26 protein-coding genes and 1 tRNA gene are annotated in these 25274 nt (G+C 71.4%); 16 read left to right on the forward strand and 11 right to left on the reverse strand.

From position 1 onward, the window contains the following. Positions 1-2: 2 nt before the first annotated feature. Positions 3-614 (forward strand): glutaredoxin family protein, encoded by a 612-nt coding sequence (locus EV684_RS20450; protein WP_132649197.1) that lies wholly within the window; start codon positions 3-5, stop codon positions 612-614. On the opposite strand, the gene EV684_RS20455 is transcribed toward EV684_RS20450, so the two are convergent. Together EV684_RS20455 and EV684_RS20460 are read right to left on the reverse strand one after the other, a co-directional pair. Next, positions 611-1795 carry an MFS transporter gene (locus EV684_RS20455; protein WP_132649198.1) on the reverse strand — a complete coding sequence of 395 codons (1185 nt, stop codon included), beginning with the start codon at positions 1793-1795 and terminating at the stop codon, positions 611-613. The genes EV684_RS20450 and EV684_RS20455 overlap by 4 nt on opposite strands. Next, a complete protein-coding gene (locus tag EV684_RS20460) occupies positions 1788-3059 on the reverse strand; it encodes a DNA recombination protein RmuC (protein WP_132649199.1) in 1272 nt (423 codons plus the stop codon). The genes EV684_RS20455 and EV684_RS20460 overlap by 8 nt, the downstream gene beginning before the upstream one ends. 159 nt (positions 3060-3218) lie before the next feature. Here EV684_RS20460 and EV684_RS20465 point away from each other — a divergent pair, with 159 nt between their 5' ends. Further along, the gene (locus EV684_RS20465; RefSeq protein ID WP_132649200.1) at positions 3219-5468 is read left to right on the forward strand and encodes an alpha,alpha-trehalose-phosphate synthase (UDP-forming); all 2250 of its coding nucleotides are present in this window, start codon (positions 3219-3221) and stop codon (positions 5466-5468) included. After that, a complete protein-coding gene (gene otsB / locus EV684_RS20470) occupies positions 5465-6235 on the forward strand; it encodes a trehalose-phosphatase (protein ID WP_132649201.1) in 771 nt (256 codons plus the stop codon). Before EV684_RS20465 ends, otsB begins: the two co-directional genes overlap by 4 nt. On the opposite strand, the gene EV684_RS20475 is transcribed toward otsB, so the two are convergent. Genes EV684_RS20475 through EV684_RS20490 form a run of 4 tightly spaced genes read right to left on the reverse strand, consistent with a single transcriptional unit; the run spans position 6236 to position 9305 of the window. Continuing rightward, positions 6236-7222 (reverse strand): 2-hydroxyacid dehydrogenase, encoded by a 987-nt coding sequence (locus EV684_RS20475; RefSeq protein ID WP_132649202.1) that lies wholly within the window; start codon positions 7220-7222, stop codon positions 6236-6238. Then, complete coding sequence (locus tag EV684_RS20480; protein ID WP_132649203.1) at positions 7223-7924, reverse strand: nitroreductase; 702 nt, start codon at positions 7922-7924, stop codon at positions 7223-7225. Continuing rightward, a complete protein-coding gene (locus EV684_RS20485) occupies positions 7921-8364 on the reverse strand; it encodes an acyl-CoA thioesterase (RefSeq protein WP_132649204.1) in 444 nt (147 codons plus the stop codon). Before EV684_RS20485 ends, EV684_RS20480 begins: the two co-directional genes overlap by 4 nt. Further along, positions 8361-9305: a histone deacetylase family protein gene (locus EV684_RS20490; protein WP_132649205.1), complete on the reverse strand. Its 945-nt coding sequence runs from the start codon at positions 9303-9305 to the stop codon at positions 8361-8363. The genes EV684_RS20485 and EV684_RS20490 overlap by 4 nt, the downstream gene beginning before the upstream one ends. 133 nt (positions 9306-9438) lie before the next feature. Between EV684_RS20490 and phaP the strand changes: the two genes are divergently transcribed. Together phaP and EV684_RS20500 are read left to right on the forward strand one after the other, a co-directional pair. Then, entirely contained in the window at positions 9439-9996 is a 558-nt protein-coding gene (gene phaP / locus EV684_RS20495) for a phasin family protein (RefSeq protein ID WP_132649206.1), read from the forward strand. 353 nt (positions 9997-10349) lie between these two features. Then, entirely contained in the window at positions 10350-10769 is a 420-nt protein-coding gene (locus EV684_RS20500) for a GreA/GreB family elongation factor (RefSeq protein WP_132649207.1), read from the forward strand. Here EV684_RS20500 and EV684_RS20505 read toward each other — a convergent pair. Further along, positions 10759-11658, reverse strand: a complete 900-nt coding sequence (locus EV684_RS20505) for a DMT family transporter (RefSeq protein WP_132649208.1) — start codon at positions 11656-11658, stop codon at positions 10759-10761. The two genes, EV684_RS20500 and EV684_RS20505, sit on opposite strands and share 11 nt — an antisense overlap. A gap of 15 nt (positions 11659-11673) precedes the next feature. On the opposite strand from EV684_RS20505, the gene EV684_RS20510 reads away from it, so the two are divergent. Continuing rightward, positions 11674-12243: a helix-turn-helix domain-containing protein gene (locus EV684_RS20510; protein WP_132649209.1), complete on the forward strand. Its 570-nt coding sequence runs from the start codon at positions 11674-11676 to the stop codon at positions 12241-12243. Positions 12244-12258: 15 nt separating this feature from the next. Here the strand turns inward: EV684_RS20510 and EV684_RS20515 are convergent, their stop codons facing one another. Beyond that, the gene (locus tag EV684_RS20515) at positions 12259-13158 is read right to left on the reverse strand and encodes a patatin-like phospholipase family protein (RefSeq protein ID WP_132649210.1); all 900 of its coding nucleotides are present in this window, start codon (positions 13156-13158) and stop codon (positions 12259-12261) included. Between the two features lie 121 nt (positions 13159-13279). Here EV684_RS20515 and EV684_RS20520 point away from each other — a divergent pair, with 121 nt between their 5' ends. The 10 genes from EV684_RS20520 to EV684_RS20565 all read left to right on the forward strand — a co-directional run bounded on the left by EV684_RS20520 (position 13280) and on the right by EV684_RS20565 (position 22098). Then, a complete protein-coding gene (locus EV684_RS20520) occupies positions 13280-14992 on the forward strand; it encodes a nitrite/sulfite reductase (RefSeq protein ID WP_132649211.1) in 1713 nt (570 codons plus the stop codon). Positions 14993-15005: 13 nt separating this feature from the next. Next, positions 15006-15383 carry a DUF934 domain-containing protein gene (locus EV684_RS20525; protein WP_132649212.1) on the forward strand — a complete coding sequence of 126 codons (378 nt, stop codon included), beginning with the start codon at positions 15006-15008 and terminating at the stop codon, positions 15381-15383. A gap of 4 nt (positions 15384-15387) precedes the next feature. Then, the gene (locus EV684_RS20530; protein WP_132649213.1) at positions 15388-16119 is read left to right on the forward strand and encodes a phosphoadenylyl-sulfate reductase; all 732 of its coding nucleotides are present in this window, start codon (positions 15388-15390) and stop codon (positions 16117-16119) included. 14 nt (positions 16120-16133) lie between these two features. Further along, on the forward strand, positions 16134-16874 hold the full coding sequence (gene cobA, locus EV684_RS20535; protein ID WP_132649283.1) for a uroporphyrinogen-III C-methyltransferase: 741 nt from the start codon (positions 16134-16136) through the stop codon (positions 16872-16874). A gap of 69 nt (positions 16875-16943) precedes the next feature. After that, on the forward strand, positions 16944-17267 hold the full coding sequence (fdxA, locus tag EV684_RS20540) for a ferredoxin FdxA (RefSeq protein ID WP_132649214.1): 324 nt from the start codon (positions 16944-16946) through the stop codon (positions 17265-17267). A gap of 23 nt (positions 17268-17290) precedes the next feature. After that, the gene (locus EV684_RS20545; protein ID WP_132649215.1) at positions 17291-18379 is read left to right on the forward strand and encodes an NAD(P)/FAD-dependent oxidoreductase; all 1089 of its coding nucleotides are present in this window, start codon (positions 17291-17293) and stop codon (positions 18377-18379) included. A gap of 299 nt (positions 18380-18678) precedes the next feature. Then, the gene (locus tag EV684_RS20550; RefSeq protein WP_132649216.1) at positions 18679-20832 is read left to right on the forward strand and encodes a TonB-dependent siderophore receptor; all 2154 of its coding nucleotides are present in this window, start codon (positions 18679-18681) and stop codon (positions 20830-20832) included. Between the two features lie 36 nt (positions 20833-20868). After that, positions 20869-20944, forward strand: a tRNA-Asn gene (locus EV684_RS20555). Between the two features lie 207 nt (positions 20945-21151). Then, entirely contained in the window at positions 21152-21451 is a 300-nt protein-coding gene (locus tag EV684_RS24460; protein WP_242478532.1) for a hypothetical protein, read from the forward strand. Further along, positions 21412-22098, forward strand: coding sequence for an FkbM family methyltransferase (locus EV684_RS20565; RefSeq protein WP_132649217.1), 687 nt, complete (start codon positions 21412-21414; stop codon positions 22096-22098). Before EV684_RS24460 ends, EV684_RS20565 begins: the two co-directional genes overlap by 40 nt. A gap of 107 nt (positions 22099-22205) precedes the next feature. Here EV684_RS20565 and EV684_RS20570 read toward each other — a convergent pair whose 3' ends face one another. From EV684_RS20570 to EV684_RS20580, 3 genes are read right to left on the reverse strand one after another with little or no spacing between them, the layout of a single operon-like run. Then, complete coding sequence (locus EV684_RS20570; protein ID WP_132649218.1) at positions 22206-22811, reverse strand: RBBP9/YdeN family alpha/beta hydrolase; 606 nt, start codon at positions 22809-22811, stop codon at positions 22206-22208. Between the two features lie 19 nt (positions 22812-22830). Continuing rightward, on the reverse strand, positions 22831-23535 hold the full coding sequence (locus tag EV684_RS20575; RefSeq protein WP_132649219.1) for a response regulator: 705 nt from the start codon (positions 23533-23535) through the stop codon (positions 22831-22833). Continuing rightward, on the reverse strand, positions 23519-25228 hold the full coding sequence (locus EV684_RS20580) for an ATP-binding protein (RefSeq protein ID WP_132649220.1): 1710 nt from the start codon (positions 25226-25228) through the stop codon (positions 23519-23521). The genes EV684_RS20575 and EV684_RS20580 overlap by 17 nt, the downstream gene beginning before the upstream one ends. Positions 25229-25274 lie beyond the last annotated feature (46 nt).

The following is a 25274-nucleotide window of genomic DNA, read 5'->3' on the forward strand; positions in this document are numbered from 1 at the left end:
CCATGTCGCACGCGTCCAAGCTCGTTCTCGCGGCCGCGCTGGCCGCGGCCTGCGCCCCGGCCTGGGCGCTGTACAAGGTCATCGGCCCCGACGGCAGCATCACCTATACCGACCGGCCACCGACGGCGTCGGACGCACGCATCACCAGTCTGGGCCGCAATGGCGAGACGACGCCGCTGGGCGACGCCTCGCTGCCGCTGGAACTGCGCCAGGCGAACGCACGTTATCCGGTCGTGCTCTACGCCACGGCCGAGTGCACGCCCTGCGACAGCGCACGAGCGCTGCTGCAGCAGCGCGGCGTGCCCTACCGCGAGCGTCGCATCGCGAGCGACGACGACACGCTGGCGCTGGAACGTCTGACCGGCGCCCGCACCGTGCCGGCGCTGACCATCGGCCAGCAGGTGCTGCGTGGCCTGGCGCCGGCCGACTGGAACGCTTATCTGGACGCCGCGGGCTACCCGAAGGAGTCGAAGCTGCCGCGCAGCTGGCAGCCGCCGCCGGTGGCGCCACTGGCCGAGGGCACGCCGGCGCGCGCCGCCCGCCCGGCCGCCGTGCCGGCCTCCGCGGCGCCGGCCGAGGCACCGCCACCGGCCGAAGGCAGCTTCCGCTTCTAACCGGCTTCCCCGGGGCGGCGGGCGACCCAGGAGCCGGCGCCGACCGCACCGCCGACGGCCCAGAACAGCACCGCCGCGCCGACCACCGTGCCGGCGGCACCGAAGATCAGCGGCATCACCGTGCTCGAGGCGTTGATCGCCATCGACCGGAAGGCCAGCGCCTCGCCGTGGCGGTGCGCCGGCGTCAGCTGGTGCAGCGTGGACATGATCATCGGCTGCACTACGCCCAGCGTCACGCCCAGCAGCACCGCGCAGCCGCCCATCGCCCAGGGCGACGAAGCCAGCGGGTAGGCCGCGAAGACCACGCCGGTGCCCAGCATCGCGGCGCGCACGACGGTCGTCTCGTCGAGCCGGTGCGCGATCCACGGGATCACGGCGCGCACCGCCGTCACCGACATCGTGAAGGTGCCCAGCACCAGGCCGATCGTCGAGGCGCTGTAGCCGCGTTCGTGACCGAGGATGGGCACCGCGAAGCTGTGCACGTCCCAGCACATCGACAGCAGCCAGTTGACCAGCAGCAGGCGCTTCAGGCCGGGGGCGTCCAGCAGGTCCCAGGCCGTGCCGTCGCGGCCGGGGCGGGCCGCCGGCACGACACGCGCGACACGCCGCGCGGTGATCAGCGTCACCAGCGGCAGCAGCAGCATCAGCGCGTAACCGACGCCGAAACCCGCGAGGTCGATCGCAAAGCCGATCGCCACCGGCCCGACGACGTTGGAAAACGAGGGCGCGATGCCCAGCCAGCTGAAGACACGCACGCGCTCCGGCCCGTCGTGCGCCGCCAGCCCGGCGGTGCGCTGGATCGTCAGCATGCCCATGTTGGCGCCGGCGCCGGCCAGCATGGCCGCCACGCACAGCAGCACGAAGCCGGGCGTGCCGCCGGCGAAGTCCGCTGCCAGCGCGATCAGCAGCGCCGTGATCTCCAGCACCACGGCGATGTAGACCGGCCGGTGGTAGCCATGGCGGTCGGCCAGGCGCCCCGAATGCAGCGCCAGCGCCACCGGCGCGGCGGCGAACAGCGCCAGCAGCAGGCCCACCGCCCAGGGGCTGAAGCCCTCGCGCAGCGCCTGCAGCGGCGCGGCCATGCGCAACCCGGCCATCGCCGCGTGCAGGCCCACCTGGCCGGCGATCAGCGCCGCCAGCCATCCCGCACCGCGCTGCGGCGCCGGGTCGGCCTCAGCCATCGCGGCCCTCGCCGGGCAGCAGCTCGACGGCGCGGCTCTCGGGCAAGGCCTCGACGCCCTTGAGCTGGCGCGCCATCTGGCGTGTGCGCACCTCGGCCTGGTCGATCGCGCCGTGCGCCTCCTCGAGCTTCTTCTTCGTCTTGGCGAGCACGTCGCCGAACTTGCCGAACTCGGTCTTCACCGCGCCCAGCACCTCCCAGACCTCGGCCGAGCGGCGCTCCAGCGCCAGCGTGCGGAACCCCATCTGCAGGCTGTTGAGCGTGGCCAGCAGCGTCGTCGGCCCGGCCAGCATCACGCGGTGCTCGCGCTGAAGCGCGTCGACCAGGCCGGGGCGGCGCAGCGCCTCGGCGTACAGGCCCTCGGTGGGCACGAAGAGGATCGCGAAGTCGGTGGTGTGCGGCGGCGCGACGTACTTCTGGCGGATCGTGCGCGCCTCGGCGCGCAAGCGCTGCTCGATCGCGCGCGCCGAGGCCTCGACGCCGGCGGCGTCGGCACGCTCGTGGGCGTCGAGCAGGCGCTCGTAGTCCTCGCGCGGGAACTTGGCGTCGATCGGCAGCCACAGCGGCGCACCGTCTTTCTGCCCCGGCAGCCGGATCGCGAACTCGACACGTTCGCTGCTGCCCGGCACGGTGGCGACGTTGGCCGCGTACTGCTCGGCGGTGAACACCTGCTCCAGCAGCGCCGCGAGCTGCACCTCGCCGAAGACGCCGCGGGTCTTGACGTTGTTCAGCACCCGACTGAGCGCGCCGACGTCGCGCGCCAGCGTCTGCATCTCGCCCAGGCCGCGGTGCACCTGCTCCAGCCGTTCGGCGACCTGGCGGAAGCTCTCGCCCAGGCGCTGCTCCAGCGTGGCCTGCAGCTTCTCGTCGACGGTGGCGCGCATCTGCTCGAGCTTGCGCTCGTTGCCTTCCTGCAGCGCGCCCAGGCGGCGCTCGTTGGCGTCGGACAGCGCCTGCAGCCGTTCGGCCAGCGTCTCGCCGAAACGGCGCATCGAGGCTTCGGCCTGCAGCTGGGAGGCGGCCAGCTGGCGCCGGATCGCGTCGATCTGCTCGTTCTGGGTGCGCTGGTTCTCGCCGCCGTGGGCCAGCAGCGAACGCTGCAGCGTCGCCAGGTCGGCGCGCAGCGTGGTCGTCGTGCGTGCGAACTCGTCGCGCAGTTCGGTTTCCAGTCGGCGCTCGGCGCCGTCGTCGGGGCGGCGCAGCGCGATCCACGCCAGCAGCAGCAGGTTCAGCGCCAGCAGCGCCGGAACGGTCCATTCGGGCATCACGCCATTGTCTCAGGCCGGGCCTGGCCCCGACGCTGCCGCCCGAAGCGGGATTCATGCCCGCGATCCGTGAGGGTTCTCACGAATGCCGGGCACGGTCGCTACAGTCGGTCCCCTGTCCACGACCACGGGCGCACGAGCGCCCGTTCTGCTGCCCTGATGCGAACCCTGCGCCTACAGCTTCGCTTCCTGCTTCCGCTGGTCGCGACGCTGGTGGCAGCCGCCTATCTGGCCCTGCCGCTGATGGACAAGCTGACGCTGCGCTGGTTCGCGCGCGACCTCAGCACCCGCGGCAACCTCGTCGCCAACACGCTGTCCGACTCGATCGTCGAGTCACTGGCCGACGGCCGGCGCGCCAACCGGCTGCGCAGCCTGTTCAACCGCGCCGTGCAGGACGAACGCATGGTCGCGATCGGCCTGTGCGAGCCCGGCGACCGCCTGGCGGTGGCCAGCTACGGTTTTCCGCCCGACCTGTCCTGCGCCCAGGTGCGCGAGGCCGCGTCGCGCCCCGACCCCGAGCTGTCGATCGCCGGCGGCACGGTGCACGCCGGCATCTACCCGGTGCAGGGCGAGACCGGCCAGGTCGGCGAACTGGTGCTGCTGCAGGACATGAGCTTCATCGAGCGCCGCAGCCAGGACACGCGGCGCTATCTGCTGATCCTGATCATCGCGCTGGGCGTGACGATCTCGCTGATCACGATGGTCGTCGCCCAGGTCAGTTGGCGCGGCTGGATGCGCGGCGCACGCGCGCTGCTGCGCGGCGAAGGCATCGTGCGGCCGCTGGTCGACGAGCCCTCGCCCGAGCTGGAGCCGCTGGCTCTGGAGCTGCGCTCCCGGCTGCGCGACCTCGAAGACGAATACAGGCGCTCGCTCGGGCTGGAGTCCGAGTGGACCGCCGAGCGCCTGCGCCTGCTGCTGCGCACCCAGCTGCGGGGCGACGAAGTCATCGTCGTCTCCAACCGCGAGCCCTACCTGCACGAGCGCCGCGACGGCGGCGTCGTCGTCAAGCGCCCGGCCAGCGGCCTGGTGACCGCCGTCGAGCCGGTGATGCGCGCCTGCTCGGGCACCTGGATCGCACACGGCAGCGGCAGCGCCGACCGCGAGGTCGTCGACGCGAACGACCGCATCCGCGTGCCGCCGGGCCACGAGGACTACACGCTGCGCCGCCTCTGGCTCACCGAGGAAGAGGAAGCCGGCTACTACTTCGGTTTCGCCAACGAAGGCCTGTGGCCGCTGTGCCACGTGGCCCACGTGCGGCCGGTGTTCCGCGAGTCCGACTGGCAGCGCTACCGCGAGGTCAACCAGCGTTTCGCCGACGCCGTGGTCGCCGAGGCGCGCAGCGAGGACCCGATCGTGCTGGTGCAGGACTACCACTTCGCGCTGCTGCCGGCGATGGTGCGTGCCAAGCTGCCGCGCGCGACGATCCTGACCTTCTGGCACATCCCCTGGCCCAACCCCGAGAGCTTCGGCATCTGCCCGTGGCGGCGCGAGCTGCTCGAAGGCATGCTGGGCAGCACGATCCTGGGCTTTCACACGCGCTACCACTGCAAGAACTTCATCGAGACGGTGGACCGCTACCTCGAGGCGCGCATCGAGCACGAGCACTCGGTCGTGTCCTACCGCGACGACGAGACCTTCGTCGAGAGCTACCCGATCTCCATCGAGTGGCCCGACGAAGCGACGGTGGCGGCCTGGCCCTCGGTCGACGAATGCCGCCTCGCGGTGCGCCGCCGCCTGGGCCTGCCCGAGGACCAGCTGATCGCCTGCGGCGTCGACCGCTTCGACTACACCAAGGGCATCGTCGAGCGCCTGCACGCCGTCGAGCGCCTGCTGGAGAAGTACCCGCGCTGGATCGACCGCTTCAGCTTCGTGCAGGTGGCCGCGCCCACGCGCAGCTCGCTGCCCGAGTACCGCGTCTTCCAGGAGCGCATCAAGGAGATCACCGAGCGCATCAACACGCGTTTCGGCAACGAGCACTGGCAGCCGGTGCGGCTGCTGGCCGAGCACCACGACAGCGACGCGGTCAACGAGCTCTACCGCGCCAGCGAGGTCTGCGTGGTCACCAGCCTGCACGACGGCATGAACCTCGTCTGCAAGGAGTACTGCGCGGCGCGCGACGACGAGGCCGGCGTGCTGATCCTCAGCCGCTTCGCCGGCGCCGCGCGCGAACTGAACGAAGCCCTGATCGTGAACCCGTACCACGTCGAGGAGACGGCCGACGCGCTGCACCGTGCGCTGACGATGCCGCGCGCCGAACAGCGTGAACGCATGGCCAGCCTGCGCATGACGATCCGCGAGGCCAACGTCTTCCGCTGGGCGGGCCTGATGCTTGCCGACGCCGGGCGCTCGCGCCTGCGCGAACGCATCGAGGCGCGTGTCGAACGCTACCGGCACCGCAGCAGCCGATGAACACCCTCAAACGCCATCTCTTCTCGCCCGAAGGCCAGGCCGCCTTCGATGCCATCTGCCGTCGCGACCCGCTGCTGGCTTTCGACTTCGACGGCACGCTGGCACCCATCGTCGCGCGCCCCGAGGACGCCCGCATCTCGGCGGCACTGTCGCGCCGGCTGGCACAGCTGGCGGCACGCCGGCCGCTGGCCATCGTCACCGGGCGTTCGGTCGGCGACGTGCGCCCGCGGCTGGGTTTCGAGCCCGGCTGGATCGTCGGCAACCACGGCGCCGAGAACCCGATCGCACCCGCATCGACGGAGACGGTGCAGGCGCTGGACACGCTGCGCCGCCATCTGGCCGAGGCCGAGCCCGCATTGGCTGCCGTCGGCGTGCGCATCGAGGACAAGCAGCATTCGCTCGCCCTGCACTACCGCCTGGCACGCGACCGCGAGGCGGCACTGGCCGAGATCGACGCCCGGCTCGGCACGCTGGACGCCGGCCTGCGGCGCTTCGGCGGCAAGTGCGTCGTCAACGTCGTCGGCGCCGACGCGCCGGACAAGGCCGACGCGGTCTTCTCGCTGGTGGCCGCCGCCGGCTGCGAGAGCGCACTCTTCGTCGGCGACGACCTCAACGACGAGGTCGTCTTCGAACGTGCGCCGCTGCACTGGCTGACGCTGCGGGTCGGCCGCGAGCCGGCGTCGAGGGCGCGGTTTTTCCTCGACAGCCAGTCCGAGGTCGCGCAGCTGCTCGAGCAGCTGCTGGCGCAGCTACCCGAACGCGGCTGATCAGCGCCGCGCCAGCACCTCGGGGTTGACCGGCGTCGGCGGCGTGCCGCCGGTCAGCGCGGCGATCAGGTTGTCGGCCGCCAGCTCGGCCATCGCGCGCCGCGTGGCCACCGTCGCGCTGGCGATGTGCGGCGTCAGCACGACGTTGGGCAGCTCCAGGAATCCGGGGTCGAAGGCCGGCTCGCCTTCGTAGACGTCGAGCGCGGCGGCGGCGATGCGCTGCTCGCGCAGCGCCTCGATCAGCGCCCGGTCGTCGACGATGCCACCACGCGCGATGTTGGTCAGCGTCGCCGTCGGCTTCATCGCCGCCAGTTCGGCCGCGCCGATGGCGTGGTGGCTCTCCGGGCTGTAGGGCAGCACCAGCACCAGGTGGTCGGCCTCGGCCAGCAGCGTCGCCTTGTCGACCCAGCGCGCGCCGATCGGCGCCTCCTGCCCGGCCGGCAGGCGGCTGCGGTTGTGATAGATGACCTGCATGCCGAAACCCAGCGCGCCGCGGCGCGCGATGGCCTGGCCGATGCGGCCCATGCCGAGGATGCCCAGCGTCGCGCCGTGCACGTCGCTGCCGGTCAGCGTGTCGTAGCGCCAGCGTTTCCATTCGCCGGCACGCAGGTAACGTTCACCCTCGCTCATGCGGCGCGCCGCGGCCAGCATCAGGCCGAAACCGAAGTCGGCCGTGGTCTCGGTCAGCACCTCGGGCGTGTTGGTCGCCAGCACGCCGCGGGCGTTGAAGGCGGCGATGTCGAGGTTGTTGTAGCCGACCGCCATGTTGGCGACGACACGCAGCTGCGGGCAGGCCTCGAGCAGCCCGGCGTCGACCTGCACGCTGCCGGTGGCGAACAGGCCGGACTTGCCGGCCAGCCGGGCGAGCAGCTCTTCGCGGCTCCAGGGCGTGTCGTCGGGGTTGGCTTCGACCTCGAAATGGCGGCTCAGGCGCTCGAGGACGTCGGGGAACACGGCTCGGGCGACGAGCACGGCGGGACGGGACATTCAGGACTCCAGGAAACGCGCGAAACCCGCGACGGGCTCGCGCTCGGTGACGAGGGCATTCTCCGGCGCCTCGGGGTCGGCGTAACCGAGCGCCATGCCGCAGACGAGCATCTCGCTGTCGGGCAGGGCCAGCTCGTCGGCGACGATGCGGTGGAACTGCGTGAAGGCGGCCTGCGGGCAGGTGTCCAGGCCGCGCGCGCGGGCGGCGACCATCACGTTCTGCAGGAACATGCCGTAGTCCAGCCAACTGCCCTGGCCGAGCACGCGGGCGATGGTGAAGATCAGGCCCACCGGCGCGTCGAAGAAGGCGTAGTTGCGGCCGTGCTGCGCGTGCATGCGCGCCTTGTCGCTCTTGGCGATGCCCAGCAGCCCGTACAGGTCCCAGCCGACCTTGCGCCGGCGCTCGATGTAGGGCGAGACCCATTCGGCCGGGTAGTAGTCGTACTCCTCGGCGTGACGTGCACGTTCGGCCGGGTCGTCGTAGGCGGCACGGATGCGCGCCGACAGCCGCGCCTTGGCGGCGCCGCTCAGCACCGTCACCTTCCAGGGCTGCACGTTGGTGCCCGAAGGTGCGCGCGAGGCGACTTCGAGGATGCGCTCGACCGTCTCGCGCGGCACCGGGTCGGGACGGAAGGCGCGGATCGAGCGGCGCGAGGCGATCGCGGCGTCGACCACGGCGATGGAGTCGGGTGTCGGGGTCATGCGGGAACGGCGAGCGGTTGCAGGGCGGCGAGCAGCGCCGGCGGCAGCGCAACCGGGCGCCGCGTGGCCCGGTCGACGTAGACGTGCACGAAGTGGCCGGCGGCCGCGGTCGTCGGCTCGCCCTCGGCGAACAGGCCGACCTCGTAGCGCACGCTGGAGCGGCCCAGGCGCGCGACACGCAGCCCGGCGTCGACGCGCTGCGGGAAGGCCAGCGGCGCGAAGTAGTGGCACTGCGTCTCGACGACCAGGCCGATGACCTCGCCGGCGTGCATGTCCAGCGCGCCGGCGTCGATCAGCCAGCGGTTCACCGCGGTGTCGAAGAAGCTGTAGTAGACGACGTTGTTGACGTGTCCGTAGACGTCGTTGTCCATCCAGCGGGTCGTGATCGAGTCGAAACGCGGGTAGTGGCTGCGCGGCAGCGGCTGCGGGCGGTGGCTCATGCGTTCGATTCTCGGGCCCAGGCGCGCTGCGCCGCCAAGGCGTTTTCCAGCGTGCGGCGCTGGATCTCGACGGTGGTCGTGATGTCGCGGCCGTAACCGCCGGCCATCGCCACGGCGACCGGCACGCGGCGCGCGGCCAGCGCGGCGAAGACGCGCCGGTCGCGTTCGGCGAGGCCTTCGGCGCTGAGTTTCAGCCGGCCCAGGCGGTCGCCCTCGTGCGGGTCGGCGCCGGCGAGGTAGAAGGCCAGCCCGGGCGGCGTGCGCAGGCGGCGCCAGGCCTCGGCCAGTGCGGCATCCAGCGCCGCCAGGTACTCGGCGTCGGCGCAGCCGTCGGGCAGTTCGACGTCCAGGTCGCTCGCCTCCTTGCGGAACGGGAAGTTCTTCGCGCCGTGCAGCGAGAGCGTGAAGACACTGGCGTCGTCGCGGAAGATGGCCGCCGTGCCGTTGCCCTGGTGCACGTCGAGGTCGACGACCAGCACCTGCAGCCCGGCGCGCCGGGCGCGGTGCCATTCGGCCTGCATCAGGCGAGCGGCGACCGCGACGTCGTTGAAGACGCAGTAACCCGAACCCTTGTGCGCGTGAGCGTGGTGCGTGCCGCCGGCCAGGTTGGCGGCAACGCCGTCGCCGTCGAACAGCGCCGCGCGCGCCGCGGCGATCGTCGCGCCGACCGAGCGCCGGGCACGTTCGGCCATCGCCTCGCTCCACGGGAAGCCGATCTCGCGCTGCTGCGCAGCGCTGGTCGTGCCGTGGGCGACGGCGTCGATCCAGGCCGGCTCGTGCGCCAGCGCCAGTTCGCCGTCGCTGGCCGCCGGCGCGGGCTCGACGCGGATGGCCGGCAGCGTGGCGGCCACCGCCTCGCGCAGCAGGCGGTACTTGTTCATCGGGAACGGGTGGCCGGCCGGCAGCGGGAGCACGAAACGGTCCGAGTGGAAGGCTCGCATCGCGGCCGATTCTAGGAACGGCTCCCTAGAATGTTGCGGTGCAGCAAAAATCGCTTGCAGTGCCCGGAGTCGTCCCTATACTTCGAGTCATGCTGCAGTGCAGCAATCTTGCCACCCTCAATCGGAGATCGACATGACCTACACCCCGGAACAATGGCTCGCGGCGCAGAAGGCCCAGGTCGAGACCCTGTTCGGCCTGACCCAGACCGCCTTCGAAGGCGTCGAGAAGCTCGTCGAGCTGAACATGCAGGTCACCAAGACCTCGCTGAGCGAACTGGCCGAAACGACCAAGGCCGCGCTGTCGGTCAAGGACCCGCAGGAACTGCTGACGCTGCAGGCCGGCCTGCTGCAACCGAGCGCCGAGAAGGCCGCCGCCTACAGCCGTCACCTGTACGACATCATGGCCGGCACCAACGCCGAGTTCACCAAGGTCGCCGAAACGACGATGGCCGACGCGCAGAAGACCGCGATGACGATGGTCGACACGGCGGTGAAGAACGCCCCGGCCGGCACCGAGAGCGCCGCCGCGCTGGTGCGTTCGGCCGTCTCGGCCGCCAACAACGCGTTCGAGAGCGTGCAGAAGGCCGCCAAGCAGGCCGCCGAAGTGGCCGAAGCCAACTTCCAGGCCGTCACGAACACCGCCGTCAAGGCCACGCAGACCGCCGGCCGCGCCAAGCGCACCGCTGCCTGAGTCTTGAAATCCTGCGGGGCGCACCGCATCTGAGTTTCGTCGGGGCGCGCCCCGGCATTCTCTGGAAGGTTGTCTCCTCGGCATCCGCGCCTGCGCAAGGATGTCTTCAGCCCGGCCCCGTGCCGGGCTTTTTATTTGGTGCTGCCAGGCGCCGGTCTTAGGATCGCGGCATGAAGCCCCGCACGCCTCTTGCCCAGCCCGAGCACGCGCTCGGCGCGGCGGCGCGCGTGCGGCGCTGCCCGATCGCGGCCGCACTTTCCTGAGCCCGGCGACCGCCTCTCCCGATTCCCTCCCCTCCGGTCGCCGGGCCTCCCCCAAGGGGAACCCGCGCCTTGCGCCGATCGGAGATTCGCTTGAACACACCCGCCCCGGAACGCCAGCTCGGCTGGCTGGACCACGTCCGTCTCTTCAACCTGCTGAACGTGCCGCGCGCCGGCCAGCAACTGCCCGAGGCGCTCGCCGAACAGGCGCGCGACCTGCTGGACCTGGCCGAGGTCGTCGACCCGCAGACGATCCCGGCGGACCTCGTGACCATGCGCTCGCGCGTGCGCCTGGAGCGCGGCGGCGGGCAGCAGGAGCTGACGCTGGCCTACCCGGCCGACGAGCCGGACGCCACCGAGCGCATCTCGGTGTTCTCGCCGCTGGGCATGGCCTTGCTGGGTGCCCGTGTCGGCGAGCAGATCGCCTGGCGCGGCCCGGTAGGCAAGCAGTACTCGGCACGCGTCGCCGGCCTGGTGTACCAGCCCGAGGCCGCCGGCGACTTCAGTCGTTGACGCGGCAGCGCCGCGGCTTCAGCTCGCTGACCAGCGTACCGGCCAGCACCAGTGCGGCGCCGACGAAGGCCTCGGCCGGCAGGCGGTCGCCGGCCAGGCGGCCGACGACACCGCCCCAGACCGGCTCGCCGGCGTAGATGATGGTCGCGCGCACCGGCGCCACCGAACGCTGCGCCCAGTTGATCGTCAGCTGGATCGCGACGCTGGCCGCGCCCAGGCCCACCGCCGCCGCCAGCCACACCCACGAGAACGCCGGCAGCGCTTCGCCGAGCACCGGCATCGCCGCCCAGGACAGCAGGCCGGCGGCCAGCAGCTGCACGGCGGTGATGCGGCGCACGTCCACACGGCGTGCGAAGCGGCCGATCAGCAGGATCTCGGCGGCGATCGCGAAGGCGCTGAGGATGGTGGCCAGTTCGCCCGGCCCGATCGCGCCGCTGCCGGCTTGCGGCCCGGCAAGCAGCACCAGCCCGGCGAAGGCCAGCACGATGCCGAGCATCGCCATCGGCCTGGGCGCCTCGCGCAGCACCAGCCACTGCAGCAGCGGCACCAGCGGCACGTACAGCGCGGTGATGAAGGCCGACTTGCTGCTGCTGATCGTCTGCAGGCCCATCGTCTGCAGCCCGTAGCCGAGGAAGATCGAGATGCCGATCGCGACGCCGGCCCAGAGCTCCTCGCGCGTCAGGCCCGCCAGCGCGCGCCGGAACACCAGCAGCGCCAGCAGGCCGGCGGTGACGAAACGCAGCCCGACGAAGAACAAGGGCCCGCTGTGGCGCATCGCGACGTGCACGATCAGGAAGGTCGTGCCCCAGAGCATCGTGATCGCGATCAGCGCCGCCTCCTGGCGGCTGAAAGGCCATGCGGCCTTGCCGCGATCGGACGTGTGCAACATACTGCTCAGAATACCATGAGCAATAAACTGCACATCGCACCCCGCCACGGCGACGTGCTCGCCTTCGTCGGTCAGAACCTGCGTGCCGCGCGACAGCGCGCCGGCCTCAGCCAGGCCGCGCTGGCCGAAGCCTCCGGCTTGAGCCGGCGCATGATCGTCGCGCTCGAGCAGGGCGACACCAACATCAGCCTGTCGCGGCTGGACCGCCTGGCCGAGGCGCTGGGCGTCGGTTTCGTCGACCTGGTGCGCGATCCGGCGGCGCAGACGCTGCGCCTGGACGCCGTGGCCTGGCGTGGCCGGCACGAGGGCAGCGTCGCGCTGCTGCAGGCCAGCGTGCCGGCACGCCACGAGGCCCAGCTCTGGGCCTGGACACTGGCACCGGGCGAACGCTACGACGCCGAGCCCGACCCCGAGGGCTGGCACGAGATGATCGTCGTCGTCGAAGGCCGGCTGCGGCTCGAACTGGCCAGCGGCGCACACGAACTGGCCGCGGGCGACTACCTCGTCTATCCCAGTTCGCAGCCCTACGCGTACCTCAACGCCGGCGAGGCGCCGACGCGTTTCGTGCGCAACGTCGTCGCCTGAGCGCCGGTCAGCGCCTCAGCGCGTGAGCACCGCGATCTTCGCCTTGATCGCCGGCAGCGCCGCCAGCGCGGCTTCGCGGCCGGCCTGGATCGAACGCCGGCGCGCCGTGAAGTCGGCGCTGGAGACACCGGCCAGCGCCGGGCGCAGCACGACGTCGGCGTCGCGCAGCTCGTAGTGGTTGATGCTGCGGCTCATGATCGAGAAGGTCTGCAGCAGCATCTTCATCGCGTCGCCGGTCGGCGCGCCCTCGGGCACGGCCGAGATGTCGATCGCGATGACGAGTTCGGCGCCCATCTGGCGCGCGAAACGCACCGGCACCGGCGACACCAGACCGCCGTCGACGTATTCGCGGCCGGCAATCGTCACCGGCTGGAACACCGCCGGAACGGCGCTGGACGCGCGCACCGCAGTGCCGGTGTCGCCACGCTGGAACAGGATCGCCGCACCGCTGTCCAGGTCGGTGGCGACGATGCCCAGCGGCAGCCGCATCTGCTCGATCGCGCGGCCGCCGGTGTGCTCGCGCACGTAGCGCGCCAGCGCCTCGCCGCGCAGCAGCGCACGGCCGGGATAGGCCCAGTCGGTGATCGCGCCTTCGTCCATCGTCATCGCCAGCATGCCCAGCTCCGCGCCGCTCTTGCCCGAGGCGTAGAGCGCGGCCACCAGGCTGCCGGCCGAGGTGCCGGCGACGAGGTCCGGGCGGATGCCGTTCTCCTCGAGCACCTGGATCACGCCGATGTGCGAGAAGCCGCGTGCCGCACCGCCGCCCAGCGCCAGGCCGATGCGCGGCGGGCGCGGCGGTGGCTTGGGCGTGGTCGCGGTGTCGGTGGCGGGGTGGGAAGGGGGCGGTGCCGGGAGCGGCACGCTCTGGCACGCGGCCAGAAGAAGGACGAGGAGCGTCCCGAGAAGTCTGCGCATGGTCGCCGGTGATTGTAAGAAGGCTTGCTCATAACCAAAGGCGATAAGCACGTCACGACTCTGTAGTTTGCATCTATAAGGGAGGTCCCTAAAGTCGGGGCTCCAGCGAATCCTGCCGTCCATGTACCAGTACACCGAGTTCGACCGCCAGTTCATCCGGGCCCGTGCCGCGCAGTTCCGCGACCAGCTCGAACGTCATCTGGCCGGCCAGCTGCCCGACGAGCTGTTCCGCCCGCTGCGGCTGCAGAACGGCTGGTACGTGCAGCGCCACGCGCCGATGGCACGCATCGCGGTGCCCTATGGCGAACTGTCCTCGCGCCAGCTGCGCGCGCTGGCGCGTGTGGCGCGCGAGTTCGACCTGCAGGACGCCGGCACGCCGAACGAACGCGGCGGCTTCGGCCACTTCACGACGCGCCACAACTGCCAGTTCAACTGGATCCCGCTGGAGCGCTCGGCCGATGTGATGGAGCTGCTGGCCGAGGCTGACCTGCACGGCGTGCAGACCAGCGGCAACTGCATCCGCAACGTGACCACCGACGCGCTGGCCGGCATCGCGCCCGACGAGATCGTCGACCCGCGTCCCTATGCCGAGCTGCTGCGCCAGTGGAGCACGCTGCACCCCGAGTTCGCCTTCCTGCCGCGCAAGTTCAAGGTCGCGATCACCGGCGCGACCGATGACCGCGCGGTCATCGCCTGGCACGACGTCGGCCTGCAGCTGCTGCGCGACGACGCCGGCGAGGTGGGTTTTCGCGTGCTGGTGGGCGGCGGCATGGGCCGCACGCCGGTCATCGCCACCGAGGTCGCGGCCTTCGTGCCCTGGCAGCGCATCCTGGTCTTCCTCGAAGCCGTGGTGCGCGTCTACAACCTGCACGGCCGGCGCGACAACCTCTACAAGGCGCGCATCAAGATCCTCGTCAAGGCGCTGGGCGAGCAGTTCATCCGCGAAGTTCACGCCGAATACGAGGCCCTGCTGGCCGACGGCGCGCCGGAGCTGCCGCAGGCCGAGCTCGACCGCGTCGCGGCGAACTTCGTCGCCCCGGTGACCGAAGCCGCGCCGCCGGCCCACGCCGTCGACGCCGACGCGCCCAAGGCCTACACGCGATGGCTGGAGCGCAACGTGCACGCGCACCGCCTCGCCGGCTACCGCGCCGTGACGCTGTCGCTCAAGCGCGCCGGCCAGGCGCCGGGCGACGTCACCGCCGACCAGATGGACCGCGCCGCCGAACTGGCTGAGCGCTTCAGCCACGGCGAACTGCGCGTCACGCACGACCAGAACCTGCTGCTGCCCTGGGTCGCCGAGAGCGAACTGCGCGCGCTGTGGCTCGCCGCCCGCGAAGACGGCTTCGCGACGCCCAACATCGGCCTGCTGACCGACATGATCGCCTGCCCCGGCGGCGACCTGTGCTCGCTGGCCAACGCACGTTCGCTGCCGGTCGCCGCGGCGATCTTCGAGCGTTTCGAGGACCTGGACGCGCTCTACGACCTCGGCGACCTCGACCTGCACATCAGCGGCTGCATGAACTCCTGCGGCCACCACCACACCGGCCACATCGGCATCCTCGGCGTCGACAAGGACGGCAGCGAGTGGTTCCAGGTCACGGTCGCCGGCTCCGACGGCTCGCAGGCCAACGGCCCGGCCGCGGCCGGCAAGGTGATCGGCCCGTCCTTCGCCGCCGACGAGGTGCCCGACGTCGTCGAGGCCCTGGTCGAGCTGTACCGCGCCGAGCGCCAGGCCGGCGAACGTTTCGTCGACACCGTGCGCCGCCTGGGCGTGGCCCCGCTGCGCGCCGCCGCCGACGCCGTGCGCCGCAGCACCGCCGCGGCCGAAGCCTGATCCCGAGATGTCCATGCGTTTGATCGATACCCACTCCCCGCTGCCCGCCGATGCGCTGGCCCTCGACAACACCGTCGACGTGCTGGAGCGCCGCGACGAGATCGCCGCCGCCCGCGCCGTGGTGCTGAACTTCCCGAAGTGGACCGACGGCCGCGCCTACTCGCAGGCCGTGCTGCTGCGCCTGCGGCTGCGCTACGCCGGCGAGCTGGTCGCCGCCGGCGACATCGTCGGCGACATGCTGCCGATGCTGCAGCGCTGCGGCTTCGACGCCGCCCAGCTGCGCGCCGACCAGGACCCGGCGGTCGCGCTGCGCACGCTGGGCCGCTTCCCCGGCCAGTACCAGCGCGACGCCGTCGGCGCCCAACCCACCCCGTACGCCCGAGCGGCCTGAACGTATGCCCACCGCCATCGAACTGCACGCCCGCAAGACCCGCGGCCACGATGCCCGGGTCGCGCACGCCGTCGCGCTGCTGCGCGAGGCCGCCGCCGACCATGCCGGCCGCATCGTCCAGGCCACCAGTCTGGGCGTCGAGGGCATGGTCATCACCGACCTGATCGCGCGCCACGGCCTGGCGATCCCGGTCGCGACGCTGGACACCGGCGCGCTGCACGCCGAGACGCTGGCGCTGATCCCGCGCATCCGCCAGCGCTACGGCGTCGAGGTGCAGGTCTTCCGCCCGCAGCAGGAGGCGGTGGTGCAGTTCGTGCGCCGCCACGGCGAGGACGCGATGTACCGCAGCGTCGAGCTGCGCCAGAGCTGCTGCGACGTGCGCAAGAAGGAACCGATGCGCCGCCTGCTCGAAGGCCGCAGCGCCTGGATCACCGGGCTGCGCCGCGAGCAGTCGGAATCGCGCGCGCGCGTGCCGCACTTCGAGCTCGACGCCGACAGCCGCGAGAAGTTCTACCCGCTGGCCGACTGGAGCGAAGCCGACGTCTGGCACTACGTGGCCACGCACGACGTGCCCTACAACCCGCTGCACGACCAGTTCTTCCCGAGCATCGGCTGCGCACCCTGCACACGCGCCGTGTCGCTGGGAGAAGACCACCGCGCCGGGCGCTGGTGGTGGGAGCAGGAAGGCGCCAAGGAGTGCGGGCTGCACCTGCGCGCCGAGCCGATCGCCGCGTGATACAACAGGTGTCGATGGGCCGCGTCGTGTTCATCGGCGCCGGTCCCGGCGCCGCCGACCTGATCACCGTGCGCGGTGCGACGCGCCTCGCCGAGGCCGACGTCGTGCTGCACGACGCGCTGACCGACCCGGCGCTGCGCGAGCTGGCGCCCCGCGCCGAGTGGATCGACGTCGGCAAACGGGGCTTTCGCCATTCCACCCATCAGGCCGAGATCGACGCCCTGCTCGTCGAGATGGCGCAGCGCCACGCCGTCGTCGTGCGGCTGAAGGGCGGCGACCCCAGCCTGTTCGGCCGGCTCGAGGAGGAACTGGCGGCGCTGGCTCGCGCCGGCATCGCCAGCGAGGTCGTGCCCGGCGTGACCGCAGCACTGGCCGCCGCCGCCTCGGCACAACGTCCGCTGACGCGCCGCGCCCGCGGCCGCAGCGTCGCTCTCAGCACCGCGATGACACGCGAACGCCGGCTGGAGGTGACGCACGCCGCCGACACCCAGGTCTTCTACATGGCCGGGCACCAGCTCGGCGTGCTGGGCGAGCGCCTGCGCGCCGCCGGCTGGCCCGCCGACACGCCGTCGCTGGTGGTGTCGCGCACCGGCTGGCCCGACGAAGCGCGCAGCCATCACGACGTCGCCACGCTGGCCGACGCCAGCGCGCGCCACGCCGGCCAGCCGACCGTCGTCATCGTCGGCGCCGGTGCGTCGCCGCTGACCCTGACGCATGAGCAAGATCAAGCCGGAGCCCCCGAGGGCGAGGCGTAAAATTCCGGCCGCTTGGCGCCCTCGCCCGCGACCGCGTCAGTTCCTGACATCACAACCGAGCCCGTTCCAATGACTCACGTCGTTCTCGATTCCTGCATCCGCTGCAAGTACACCGATTGCGTGGATGTGTGCCCCGTCGACTGCTTCCGTGAAGGGCCGAACTTCCTCGTCATCGACCCCGAGGAGTGCATCGACTGCGCGGTCTGCATCCCCGAATGCCCGGCCAACGCGATCCTGCCCGAGGAAGACGTGCCTTCGGACCAGCTGCAGTTCATCCAGCTCAACGCCGAGCTCGCCAAGACCTGGCCGAGCATCACCAAGCGCAAGGGCTCGCTGCCCGACGCCGACGAGTGGAAGGACCGCAAGAACAAGCTGCCGCACCTGGTGCGCTGACCGGGGCCGCGCCCGGCGAACGCATGACCGTATCCCCTTCGCCCGGCGCCCCCGCCGCTGTTCCCCCGATCGAGACCGACGCGCTGATCGTCGGCGCCGGCCCGGTCGGGCTGTTCCAGGTCTTCGAGCTCGGGCTGCAGGACATCCGCGCCCACGTCGTCGACTCGCTGCCGCACATCGGCGGCCAGTGCGCCGAGCTCTACGCCGACAAGCCGATCTACGACATCCCCGGCGTGCCGGTGTGCACCGGGCGTGAGCTCGTCGAGCGGCTGGAGCAGCAGATCGCGCCTTTCGGCGCGAGCTTTCATCTCGGCCAGGAGGTGCGTTCGCTCGAACGTGCCGCCGACGGGCGCTTCGACGTCGCCACCAGCACCGGCACGCGGTTTCTCGCGCGCACGGTGTTCGTCGCCGGCGGCGTCGGCTCCTTCCAGCCCAAGGCGCTGCGCCTGCCCGGCATCGAACGCTTCGCCGGCAGCCAGCTCTTCTACCGCGTCGCCGACGCGGCGGCCTTCGCCGGCCGGCACCTCGTCGTCGCCGGCGGCGGCGACTCGGCGCTCGACTGGGCGATCCACTTCGCCAGCACCGAGGCCGCACGCCCGGCGCGCGTGACGCTGCTGCACCGGCGCGACGAGTTCCGCGCCCTGCCCGCGACACTGCGCCGCCTGGCCGAGCTGCGCGATGCCGGCACGGTGGAGGTCGTCATCGGCCAGCCGACCGGCTTCGAGGCCGAGGGCGAGCGCCTGGCGCGCCTGGTGCTGATGCGCCCCGACGGCAGCAGCACGACGCTGGCGCTCGACGACCTGCTGGTGTTCCACGGTCTGAGCCCCAAGCTCGGCCCGATCGCCGAGTGGGGGCTGGCGCTGGACCACAAGCTGGTGACCGTGAACCCGGCCACCTTCGAGACCAGCACGCCGGGCGTCTTCGCCGTCGGCGACATCTGCCACTACCCGGGCAAACGCAAGCTGATCCTCTGCGGCTTCCACGAGGCGACGCTGGCCGCCTTCGCCGCCGTGCCCTACGTGGACCCGGAGCGCCGCGCGCTGCTGCAGTACACGACCTCCAGCCCGCAGCTGCACCGGCTGCTGGGCGTCGAGACGCCGTCGCAGGATTGACACAGCGCGGCGCGCTGCACGCGCTGCTGCCGCTATCATCCGCCCCGCTTCGCGAGCCGACCCGGTGCGCGAGGCATTCGCTAGGGGTGTTGGCCGCCTGCCATCCGCGGACGGCCGACTGAGAGAGTCCCTTTGAACCTGATCGCCCGCCGACGCCGCAAGGCCGAGGCGGCGACCCGTCCCTCACCGGACGGCACGAGGTAATGCTCGCGCAGGGAAGCACACCACGGGTTCCACGGCGCAGTCATGCGCCGTGCTGCGCTCCGGTTTGCCGACCTGCCATCGTCCAAGGCTTTCCGATGGCAATCACACATCACGTCCCGACCCGCTGCGCCCTCGCCGCGGCCCTGTTCGCCTCCGCCTTCGCCACCCAGGCGCAGGGCACCGAGACGATCACCATCACCGGCACGGCCGAACGCCTGCCGGCCTTCGCCGGCTTCCCCGGCCAGACCGACGCCCGCACGCCGCTGCAGGCGCAGAGCTGGAACGCCGAGCGCCTGGCCGACGAGAACGTCACCCGGCTGGGCGACATCACCCGGCTGGACGCCGGCGTCTCCGAGGCCTACGACGCGACCGGCTACTGGGCCGGGCTGTCGGTGCGCGGCTACACGCTGGACAACCGCTTCAACGTGCGCCGCGAGGGCCTGCCGGTGAGCGGCGAGACCGCGTTCGCGCTGGAGAACAAGGAAGCCGTCGAGCTGCTCAAGGGCGCCAGCGGCATGCAGGCCGGCACCAGCGCGCCCGGCGGCCTGGTGAACCTGCGCGTCAAGCGCCCGGTGGCCGGCAAGCGCAGCGCCACCGTCTGGTGGGAAGGCTCGAGCACGACCGGCGCGGCCGTCGACCTCGGCGACCGCAGCGGCCCCGACGGCGCCTTCGGCTGGCGCGTCAACGCCGCCTACGAGGACATGGAGCCGCGGCTGCACGACACCGACGGCCACCGCCGCCTGCTGGCCGTCGCGCTGGACTGGCAGCTGAATCCGGGCAGCCTCGTCGAGTTCGAGATCGAGCACAGCCGCCAGCAGCAGCCCAGCGCCGCCGGCTACAGCCTGCGCGGCAACACCGTGCCTGACGCGCACGACATCAACCTGCTGACCAACCTGAACCACCAGCCCTGGAACGGCCCGGTGGAGATGGAAGGCACGACGGCCTCGCTGCGCTGGCGCCAGCGTCTCGCCGAGGACTGGCAGCTGCGCGCCCAGGCGATGGTGCAGAAGCTGCGCACCGACGACCGCACCGCCTTCCCCTACGGCGTCTACGACGCCAACTACGAGTGCGCCGACTGGTGCGACCGCTTCGCGCCCGACGGCAGCTTCACCTACTGGCAGTACGTCAGCCTGAACGAACGCCGTGACAGCACGGCGCTGGAGCTGGCCGCCAGCGGCACGGCGCGCACCGGCGCCGTCGAGCATGCGATCGAGTTCGGCGCGCTGCGCAGCCGCTACCGCGGGCGTTTCGAGGACCAGATCTTCGACATCGCCGGCACCGGCAAGGACGACGGCAGCCTGGTGTCGCCGCCCTCCGCCGGTTATCCGGACGCCAACACGAACCGCGACGAGACCAGCACCGAGTTCTTCCTGCGAGACGCGATGACGCTGCCCGGCGGCTGGAGCCTGTGGGCCGGGCTGCGCCACACCCGGCTGGCGCGCGAGAGCTGGCGCACCAGCGCCGACAGCGACGGCAGCCTGCGCGCCACCGACTACGACCAGGCCGTGACCACGCCGTGGATGGCGCTGGCCTGGCAGTGGACGGCGGCGACGATGGTCTACGCCAGCTGGGGCCGCGGCGTCGAGTCCGCCGTCGTGCCGAACCGGCCGCGCTACGCCAACGCCGGCCAGGCGCTGCCGGCGCTGAAGAGCCGCCAGCGCGAGATCGGCTTGAAGCACGCCGGCGCCAGCGTCGACGCGAGCCTGGCGCTGTTCCAGATCGAACGCCCTCGCACCGGAGAGCTGAACGCCGGCTGCGACGGCGACGTCGACGACTCCTGCCGCCTGGGCGTCGTCGGCGAGCAGCGCCACCGCGGCGTCGAGGCCAGCGTCGTCTGGCGCACCGGCGCCGTCGACTGGCGCGCCAGCGCGATGCTGCTGGACGCCGTGCGCCACGAGAGCGGCAGCGGCGACGGCCTGCGGCCGGAGAACGTGCCGGCGCGCACGCTGCGCCTGGGCGCCGACTGGCGCGTCGCCGGCCTGCTGCTGCAGGCCGACCTGCGCGCCGAAGGCGACCGCGTCGTGCTGCCCTATGACGACAGCGTGCGCATCCCGGGCTGGGCCAGCCTGGACCTGGGTGCGCGCTGGACGCAGGCGCTGGCCGGCGGCCGCAGCATCACCTGGCGCACCGGCGTCGACAACGTCTTCGACCGCAAGGCCTGGAAAGAGTCGCCCTACCAGTTCGACCACGTCTACCTGTACCCGCTGCAGTCGCGCACCTGGAGAGCCAGCGCCTCACTCAAGTTTTGACAACCTGAGTTTTCGGGCTATACTCTTGGTCTTCCTTCCCCGATAGCTCAGTCGGTAGAGCGCCGGACTGTTAATCCGTAGGTCCCTGGTTCGAGCCCAGGTCGGGGAGCCAAACAAACCGAAGGGTCAGCGATGAAAATCGCTGACCCTTTTGGTTTTGGCGGACCGACGCGCATTGCACCGCCGCGGGCAACCCTTTTGCCGCGCCAGCAATCCTGCCGACGCACCCCGATCAGCGCACCGGCGACGCACGGTAGACTGCCCAGAGTCCTGTCCTATCCCCGCAAAGGGGCCGGCCATGGGGTTTTCAGCCAGCGACATGCTGCCGTTCACCCAGGCACACGCCAACCTGTCCGAACTGGCCGACCCGGCCGGGGCCGTCGCCGAGATGGCCGTCACCAGGAACGGCGAGGGCTCCGTGGCCCTCCTCGACGCGACGCGGCTGGGCCGCCATCGCCCGTTTCATCAGCACCGCGCGACCGCCGCCGAGGCGTCCTGCCGCAAGATTGCTTGGGCCCGCATGCCCGCCTCTGTTCCTCGTTGGCCTGAACCGACGAATCAACTGGAAGACGACATCACATGCGACATCCGACCAAGACCGACAGCCTGGTTCGCCTGAAGTCCCTCGGGCTCCCCATCGGGGCCATCCTCGACATCGGCGTGCTGAGCGCCACCCCCGAACTGATCGCGGCCTTCTCCGACCACCAGCACCTGTTGGTGGAGCCCATCGTCGAGTGGAACCCGGCCATCGCGACCCACTACGCCGGCGTGGACCACGAGGTGGTCAATGCCGCCGCCTCCGACGCCGAGGGCAGCGTCACCCTGGAGGTTCAGTCCGTGATCCCCGGGACGCCGATCTCCCACGCGCGAATGGCCGACCAGATCCGGGCCGGCTGCGTGGCCCGGGAAGTCCCGATGGTCACAGTCGACAGTCTCGTCGCTCAGAGAAACCTGCCGGAGCCTTTCCTGCTCAAGATCGACGTCGATGGGGCGGAGGTGCGCATCCTGCGTGGTGCGCGTCGAACCCTGCCCAGATGCAGCGTCGTGATCATCGAGGCGGGAGTGCTGAACTTCTGGGAGCGTGCCGAGCCGCTGCGCGACGCCGGTTTCGAACTCTTCGACCTCGTGGGCCTCGCCTACTACGATGGCCGGCTCTGCCAGTTCGACGCCGTCTTCGTCAACAGCGGAATGATGCGCGACCACCGGCTGGGGATGTTCGAGCAACCCTTCGACTTCACCAAGTGGGTCAACTACGACCCGCGTTGAGCCCCTGTTGAACGGTTGTTCCGAGACCGCGGCGGGGCGTGTCCCGCCACCCTTCGCGCCCTCGGGCCGGTCCGGCGCGTGGCGGGTCCGGCCGGCGAGAGCGCAGATCAGGAGGCTCCCGCCCCCCGCGCGCGATCGCTCAACCGCCGCAACAGCTCCAGCCCGTAGGTCCACGGCCCGAAGCCCGACTCGACGTTGATGTGCCCGGCCTCGCCCAGGTCGACGAGTTCGCTGCCCCAGGTGCGCGCCCAGTGCTCGGCGCGGCGCAGGCTCATGAAGGGGTCGCTGTGGCTGGCGACGAGCACGCTGGGCACCGGCAGCGCCCCGGCCGGCACGCGCTCCTCGGCCTCGAACCTGGCCGGCTCGGCCGGCGCCACCAGCATCAGGCCAGCGACACGCGCCGGGTGGTCGGCCGCCATGCAGCACGAGGCCAGCGCGCCCAGGCTGTGGCCGACGAGGATCGCGCGGCGCTCGCTGCGCGCCGTCAGCCGGCCGATCGCGCCGACCCAGCGGTCGACGTCGGGGTCCTGCCAGTTCTGCAAGGTGATGCGCCGCCAGATCGGCAGGCAGCGCTCCCAGCACGACTGCCAGTGCTCGGGCCCGGAGTCGTAGCGCCCGGGCACGAGCACGAACTCGAACTCGCGTGCGGCTTCCTGCAGCGCGGCCGAGGTGTCCGGGCAGGCCCGGGCGTCCATCATCGACTGCCAGCTCATGGCCGCGCCGCCGCCTCGTTCATTCGCCCTCTTGCGCCGCCGGCCGCAGCAGCCGGTAGCTGCGCTCCGGGCGCCCCACCTTGCCGTAGCTGATCTGCGCGGCGACGAAACGTGTCTCCACCAGGTACTCCAGGTAGCGCCGGGCGGTGGTCTTGCTGATGCCCACCGCGCGCGCGATGGTGTCGGCGGTCTCCTCGCAGTGTTCGTCGAGGAAGTGGTCCTTCAGCCGCGACAGCGTCAGCTGGTCGATGCCCTTGGTGCGCCGCTCCTCCAGCGCCGCCTTGGACTGCAGGTTGTAGAGCTCGTCGACCCGGCGCTGATCGACGAGCCGGTGCGCCGCCTGCGAGTCCAGGAACTGGCAGAAGCGCTCCAGCGCGGCGTTCAGCCGGTCGTAGGCGATGGGTTTGATGATGTAGTCGAAGGCCCCCAGCCGGATCGCCTTGCTGCAGGTCTCCATCTCGCTGGCCGCGGTGATGAAGATGACGTGCGCATCGATCTTCTGCGTCACCAGGTGCTCGAGCAGGTCGATGCCCTTGCCGTCGGGCAGGTAGTTGTCCAGCAGGATCAGGCGCGGCTGCAGGCTCTCCAGCAGCCGGCGGGCCTCGGCCATCGTCGTGGCGGTGCCCGCGGCGCGCAGCCGAGGGTGCTGGCCGATGAAGTCGGCGTGCAGCCGCGCCTGGCGCGCTTCGTCCTCGACGATCAAGACGTCATGCTTCGGCAGCACGTGCGGCTCCTTTGGGGATGAACAGCGAGAAGATGGTGCCGCGCGGCTCGTTCTCTTCGATGGTGATCGTACCGCCCGCCTGCTCGACGTAGGTCTTCACCAGGTGCAGGCCGATGCCGTGCTCGCCGCCGGGCTTGCTGCTCACGCCCAGGTCGAACAGCGTCTCGCGCACGCTGGCGTGCACGCCGGCGCCGCTGTCGGCGACCTCGATGACGATCTCGTCGTCGGACTCGATCATCAGGAAGGACACGCGCTGCCCGGGCTCGCCGAGCGCCAGCGCGGCGTCGAAGGCGTTGTCCAGCAGGTTGCCGATGATCGACAGCCACTCCGAGACCTTCAGCGTCTCGGGCAGGCTGGTCAGCCGGCAGCCGGGGTCGAACACGAGTTCCAGCCCCAGCTCGCGCGCGCGGTAGTACTTGCCCAGCAGCATGCCGCACACCGGGGCGTTGAAGAAGGCCTGCGAGATCGTGTCGAGCACACGCTGCTGGGTGCGCGACTGCATGCGCGCGAGCTGCAGCGCCTCGTCGTAGTGCTTCATCTCCAGCAGGCCGGAGATCGTCGACAGCCAGTTCATGTGCTCGTGGCGCACGACGCGCAGGTTGTCGGCGTGGCGCCGCACCTGCGACAGCTGCAGGCTGAGCGTGGAGATGTCGTCCTTGCGCCGGAAGCTGAGCACCGCGCCCACCGGCTTGCCGGCGACGACGATGGGCAGCCGGTTGGCGATGACCTGCACGTTGTTGAACAGCAGCACCGCGTCGCGGATCTCCGGCGGCGAGTCGGCACCCTCGCCGATGCCGCTGGGCGCGCCGCTGCCGACGACGTCGGAAAGCCGGCAGCCGATGATCTCGTGGCTGGGCCGCGTGTCGCCGACGATGTCGCGTGCGGCGTGGTTGATGGCGCGCACCCGGTCGTGGCGGTCGACGGCGATGACGCCTTCCATGATGGAGTCGAACACCGCCTCCTGCTGGCGCACCAGGCGCGAGATCTCCGCCGGCTCCATGCCCAGCATCTGGCGCTTGATGCTGCGGGCGAAGAACCAGGCGCTGAGGAAGGTGGCGCCCAGCGCGACGGTGAGGAAGACGACGACCGGGCCGCGCTGCGCGACGTCGCGGTCGAAGATGACGTCCTGCAGATAGCTCACCGAGACGACGCCGATGATGTGCTCGTCGTCGTCCTTGATCGGCGCCTTGCCGCGCAGGCCGTGGCCCAGCGAGCCGGTGCGCACCGTCACCTCGCTCACGCCGTCGTGCAGCACCGGCGTGTTGTCGTCGCCGACCATCGGCGTGCCCGGCGGCAGCATCGGGTGGTACAGCCGCCGCCCCTCGGAGTCGCCGATGACGATGAAGCTGGCGTCGGTGCGCTGCTTCATGGCCTTGGCGATGCGTTCGATGACCGGCAGGTCGCGCACCTTCACGGCCTCGACCAGTTGCGGGATCGCGGCGATCTGCTGCGCCTGCACGACGGCATGCTGGCCGAGCTGCTCGTACAGCGTGTCGTGCATGCGCTCGAAGACGTAGTAGCCGACGACGAGCAGCAGCGAGGACGAGACGCACAGCAGCAGCAGGAACAGCCGCACCTGGAAGGTCGCCATGCGCGCCAGGCGCTCGGCGAAGCCGGCGGCCAGCCGCCGGGCCGCGGGTCTCGGGCCGGGCGCCGGCGTGTCGTCGGCAAGTCGGGGATGCACGCCGTCCATGCGTCGTCTCCTGGCGGGGGGCCGTCAGCGGCTGCGGCGCGTGCGC

Origin of the sequence: Rubrivivax gelatinosus (assembly GCF_004340905.1) — a bacterium.
GTDB classification, from domain to species: Bacteria; Pseudomonadota; Gammaproteobacteria; order Burkholderiales; family Burkholderiaceae_C; genus Rubrivivax; species Rubrivivax gelatinosus.

What these genes read in the sequence shown, in the direction of transcription:
- EV684_RS20450 (WP_132649197.1), top strand. Translation starts at nt 3, where the DNA reads ATGTCGCACGCGTCCAAGCTCGTTCTCGCGGCCGCGCTGGCCGCGGCC.
- EV684_RS20455 (WP_132649198.1), bottom strand. Translation starts at nt 1,795, where the DNA reads ATGGCTGAGGCCGACCCGGCGCCGCAGCGCGGTGCGGGATGGCTGGCG.
- EV684_RS20460 (WP_132649199.1), bottom strand. Translation starts at nt 3,059, where the DNA reads ATGCCCGAATGGACCGTTCCGGCGCTGCTGGCGCTGAACCTGCTGCTG.
- EV684_RS20465 (WP_132649200.1), top strand. Translation starts at nt 3,219, where the DNA reads ATGCGAACCCTGCGCCTACAGCTTCGCTTCCTGCTTCCGCTGGTCGCG.
- otsB (WP_132649201.1), top strand. Translation starts at nt 5,465, where the DNA reads ATGAACACCCTCAAACGCCATCTCTTCTCGCCCGAAGGCCAGGCCGCC.
- EV684_RS20475 (WP_132649202.1), bottom strand. Translation starts at nt 7,222, where the DNA reads ATGTCCCGTCCCGCCGTGCTCGTCGCCCGAGCCGTGTTCCCCGACGTC.
- EV684_RS20480 (WP_132649203.1), bottom strand. Translation starts at nt 7,924, where the DNA reads ATGACCCCGACACCCGACTCCATCGCCGTGGTCGACGCCGCGATCGCC.
- EV684_RS20485 (WP_132649204.1), bottom strand. Translation starts at nt 8,364, where the DNA reads ATGAGCCACCGCCCGCAGCCGCTGCCGCGCAGCCACTACCCGCGTTTC.
- EV684_RS20490 (WP_132649205.1), bottom strand. Translation starts at nt 9,305, where the DNA reads ATGCGAGCCTTCCACTCGGACCGTTTCGTGCTCCCGCTGCCGGCCGGC.
- phaP (WP_132649206.1), top strand. Translation starts at nt 9,439, where the DNA reads ATGACCTACACCCCGGAACAATGGCTCGCGGCGCAGAAGGCCCAGGTC.
- EV684_RS20505 (WP_132649208.1), bottom strand. Translation starts at nt 11,658, where the DNA reads ATGTTGCACACGTCCGATCGCGGCAAGGCCGCATGGCCTTTCAGCCGC.
- EV684_RS20510 (WP_132649209.1), top strand. Translation starts at nt 11,674, where the DNA reads ATGAGCAATAAACTGCACATCGCACCCCGCCACGGCGACGTGCTCGCC.
- EV684_RS20515 (WP_132649210.1), bottom strand. Translation starts at nt 13,158, where the DNA reads ATGCGCAGACTTCTCGGGACGCTCCTCGTCCTTCTTCTGGCCGCGTGC.
- EV684_RS20520 (WP_132649211.1), top strand. Translation starts at nt 13,280, where the DNA reads ATGTACCAGTACACCGAGTTCGACCGCCAGTTCATCCGGGCCCGTGCC.
- EV684_RS20525 (WP_132649212.1), top strand. Translation starts at nt 15,006, where the DNA reads ATGCGTTTGATCGATACCCACTCCCCGCTGCCCGCCGATGCGCTGGCC.
- EV684_RS20530 (WP_132649213.1), top strand. Translation starts at nt 15,388, where the DNA reads ATGCCCACCGCCATCGAACTGCACGCCCGCAAGACCCGCGGCCACGAT.
- cobA (WP_132649283.1), top strand. Translation starts at nt 16,134, where the DNA reads ATGGGCCGCGTCGTGTTCATCGGCGCCGGTCCCGGCGCCGCCGACCTG.
- fdxA (WP_132649214.1), top strand. Translation starts at nt 16,944, where the DNA reads ATGACTCACGTCGTTCTCGATTCCTGCATCCGCTGCAAGTACACCGAT.
- EV684_RS20545 (WP_132649215.1), top strand. Translation starts at nt 17,291, where the DNA reads ATGACCGTATCCCCTTCGCCCGGCGCCCCCGCCGCTGTTCCCCCGATC.
- EV684_RS20550 (WP_132649216.1), top strand. Translation starts at nt 18,679, where the DNA reads ATGGCAATCACACATCACGTCCCGACCCGCTGCGCCCTCGCCGCGGCC.
- EV684_RS24460 (WP_242478532.1), top strand. Translation starts at nt 21,152, where the DNA reads ATGCTGCCGTTCACCCAGGCACACGCCAACCTGTCCGAACTGGCCGAC.
- EV684_RS20565 (WP_132649217.1), top strand. Translation starts at nt 21,412, where the DNA reads ATGCGACATCCGACCAAGACCGACAGCCTGGTTCGCCTGAAGTCCCTC.
- EV684_RS20570 (WP_132649218.1), bottom strand. Translation starts at nt 22,811, where the DNA reads ATGAGCTGGCAGTCGATGATGGACGCCCGGGCCTGCCCGGACACCTCG.
- EV684_RS20580 (WP_132649220.1), bottom strand. Translation starts at nt 25,228, where the DNA reads ATGGACGGCGTGCATCCCCGACTTGCCGACGACACGCCGGCGCCCGGC.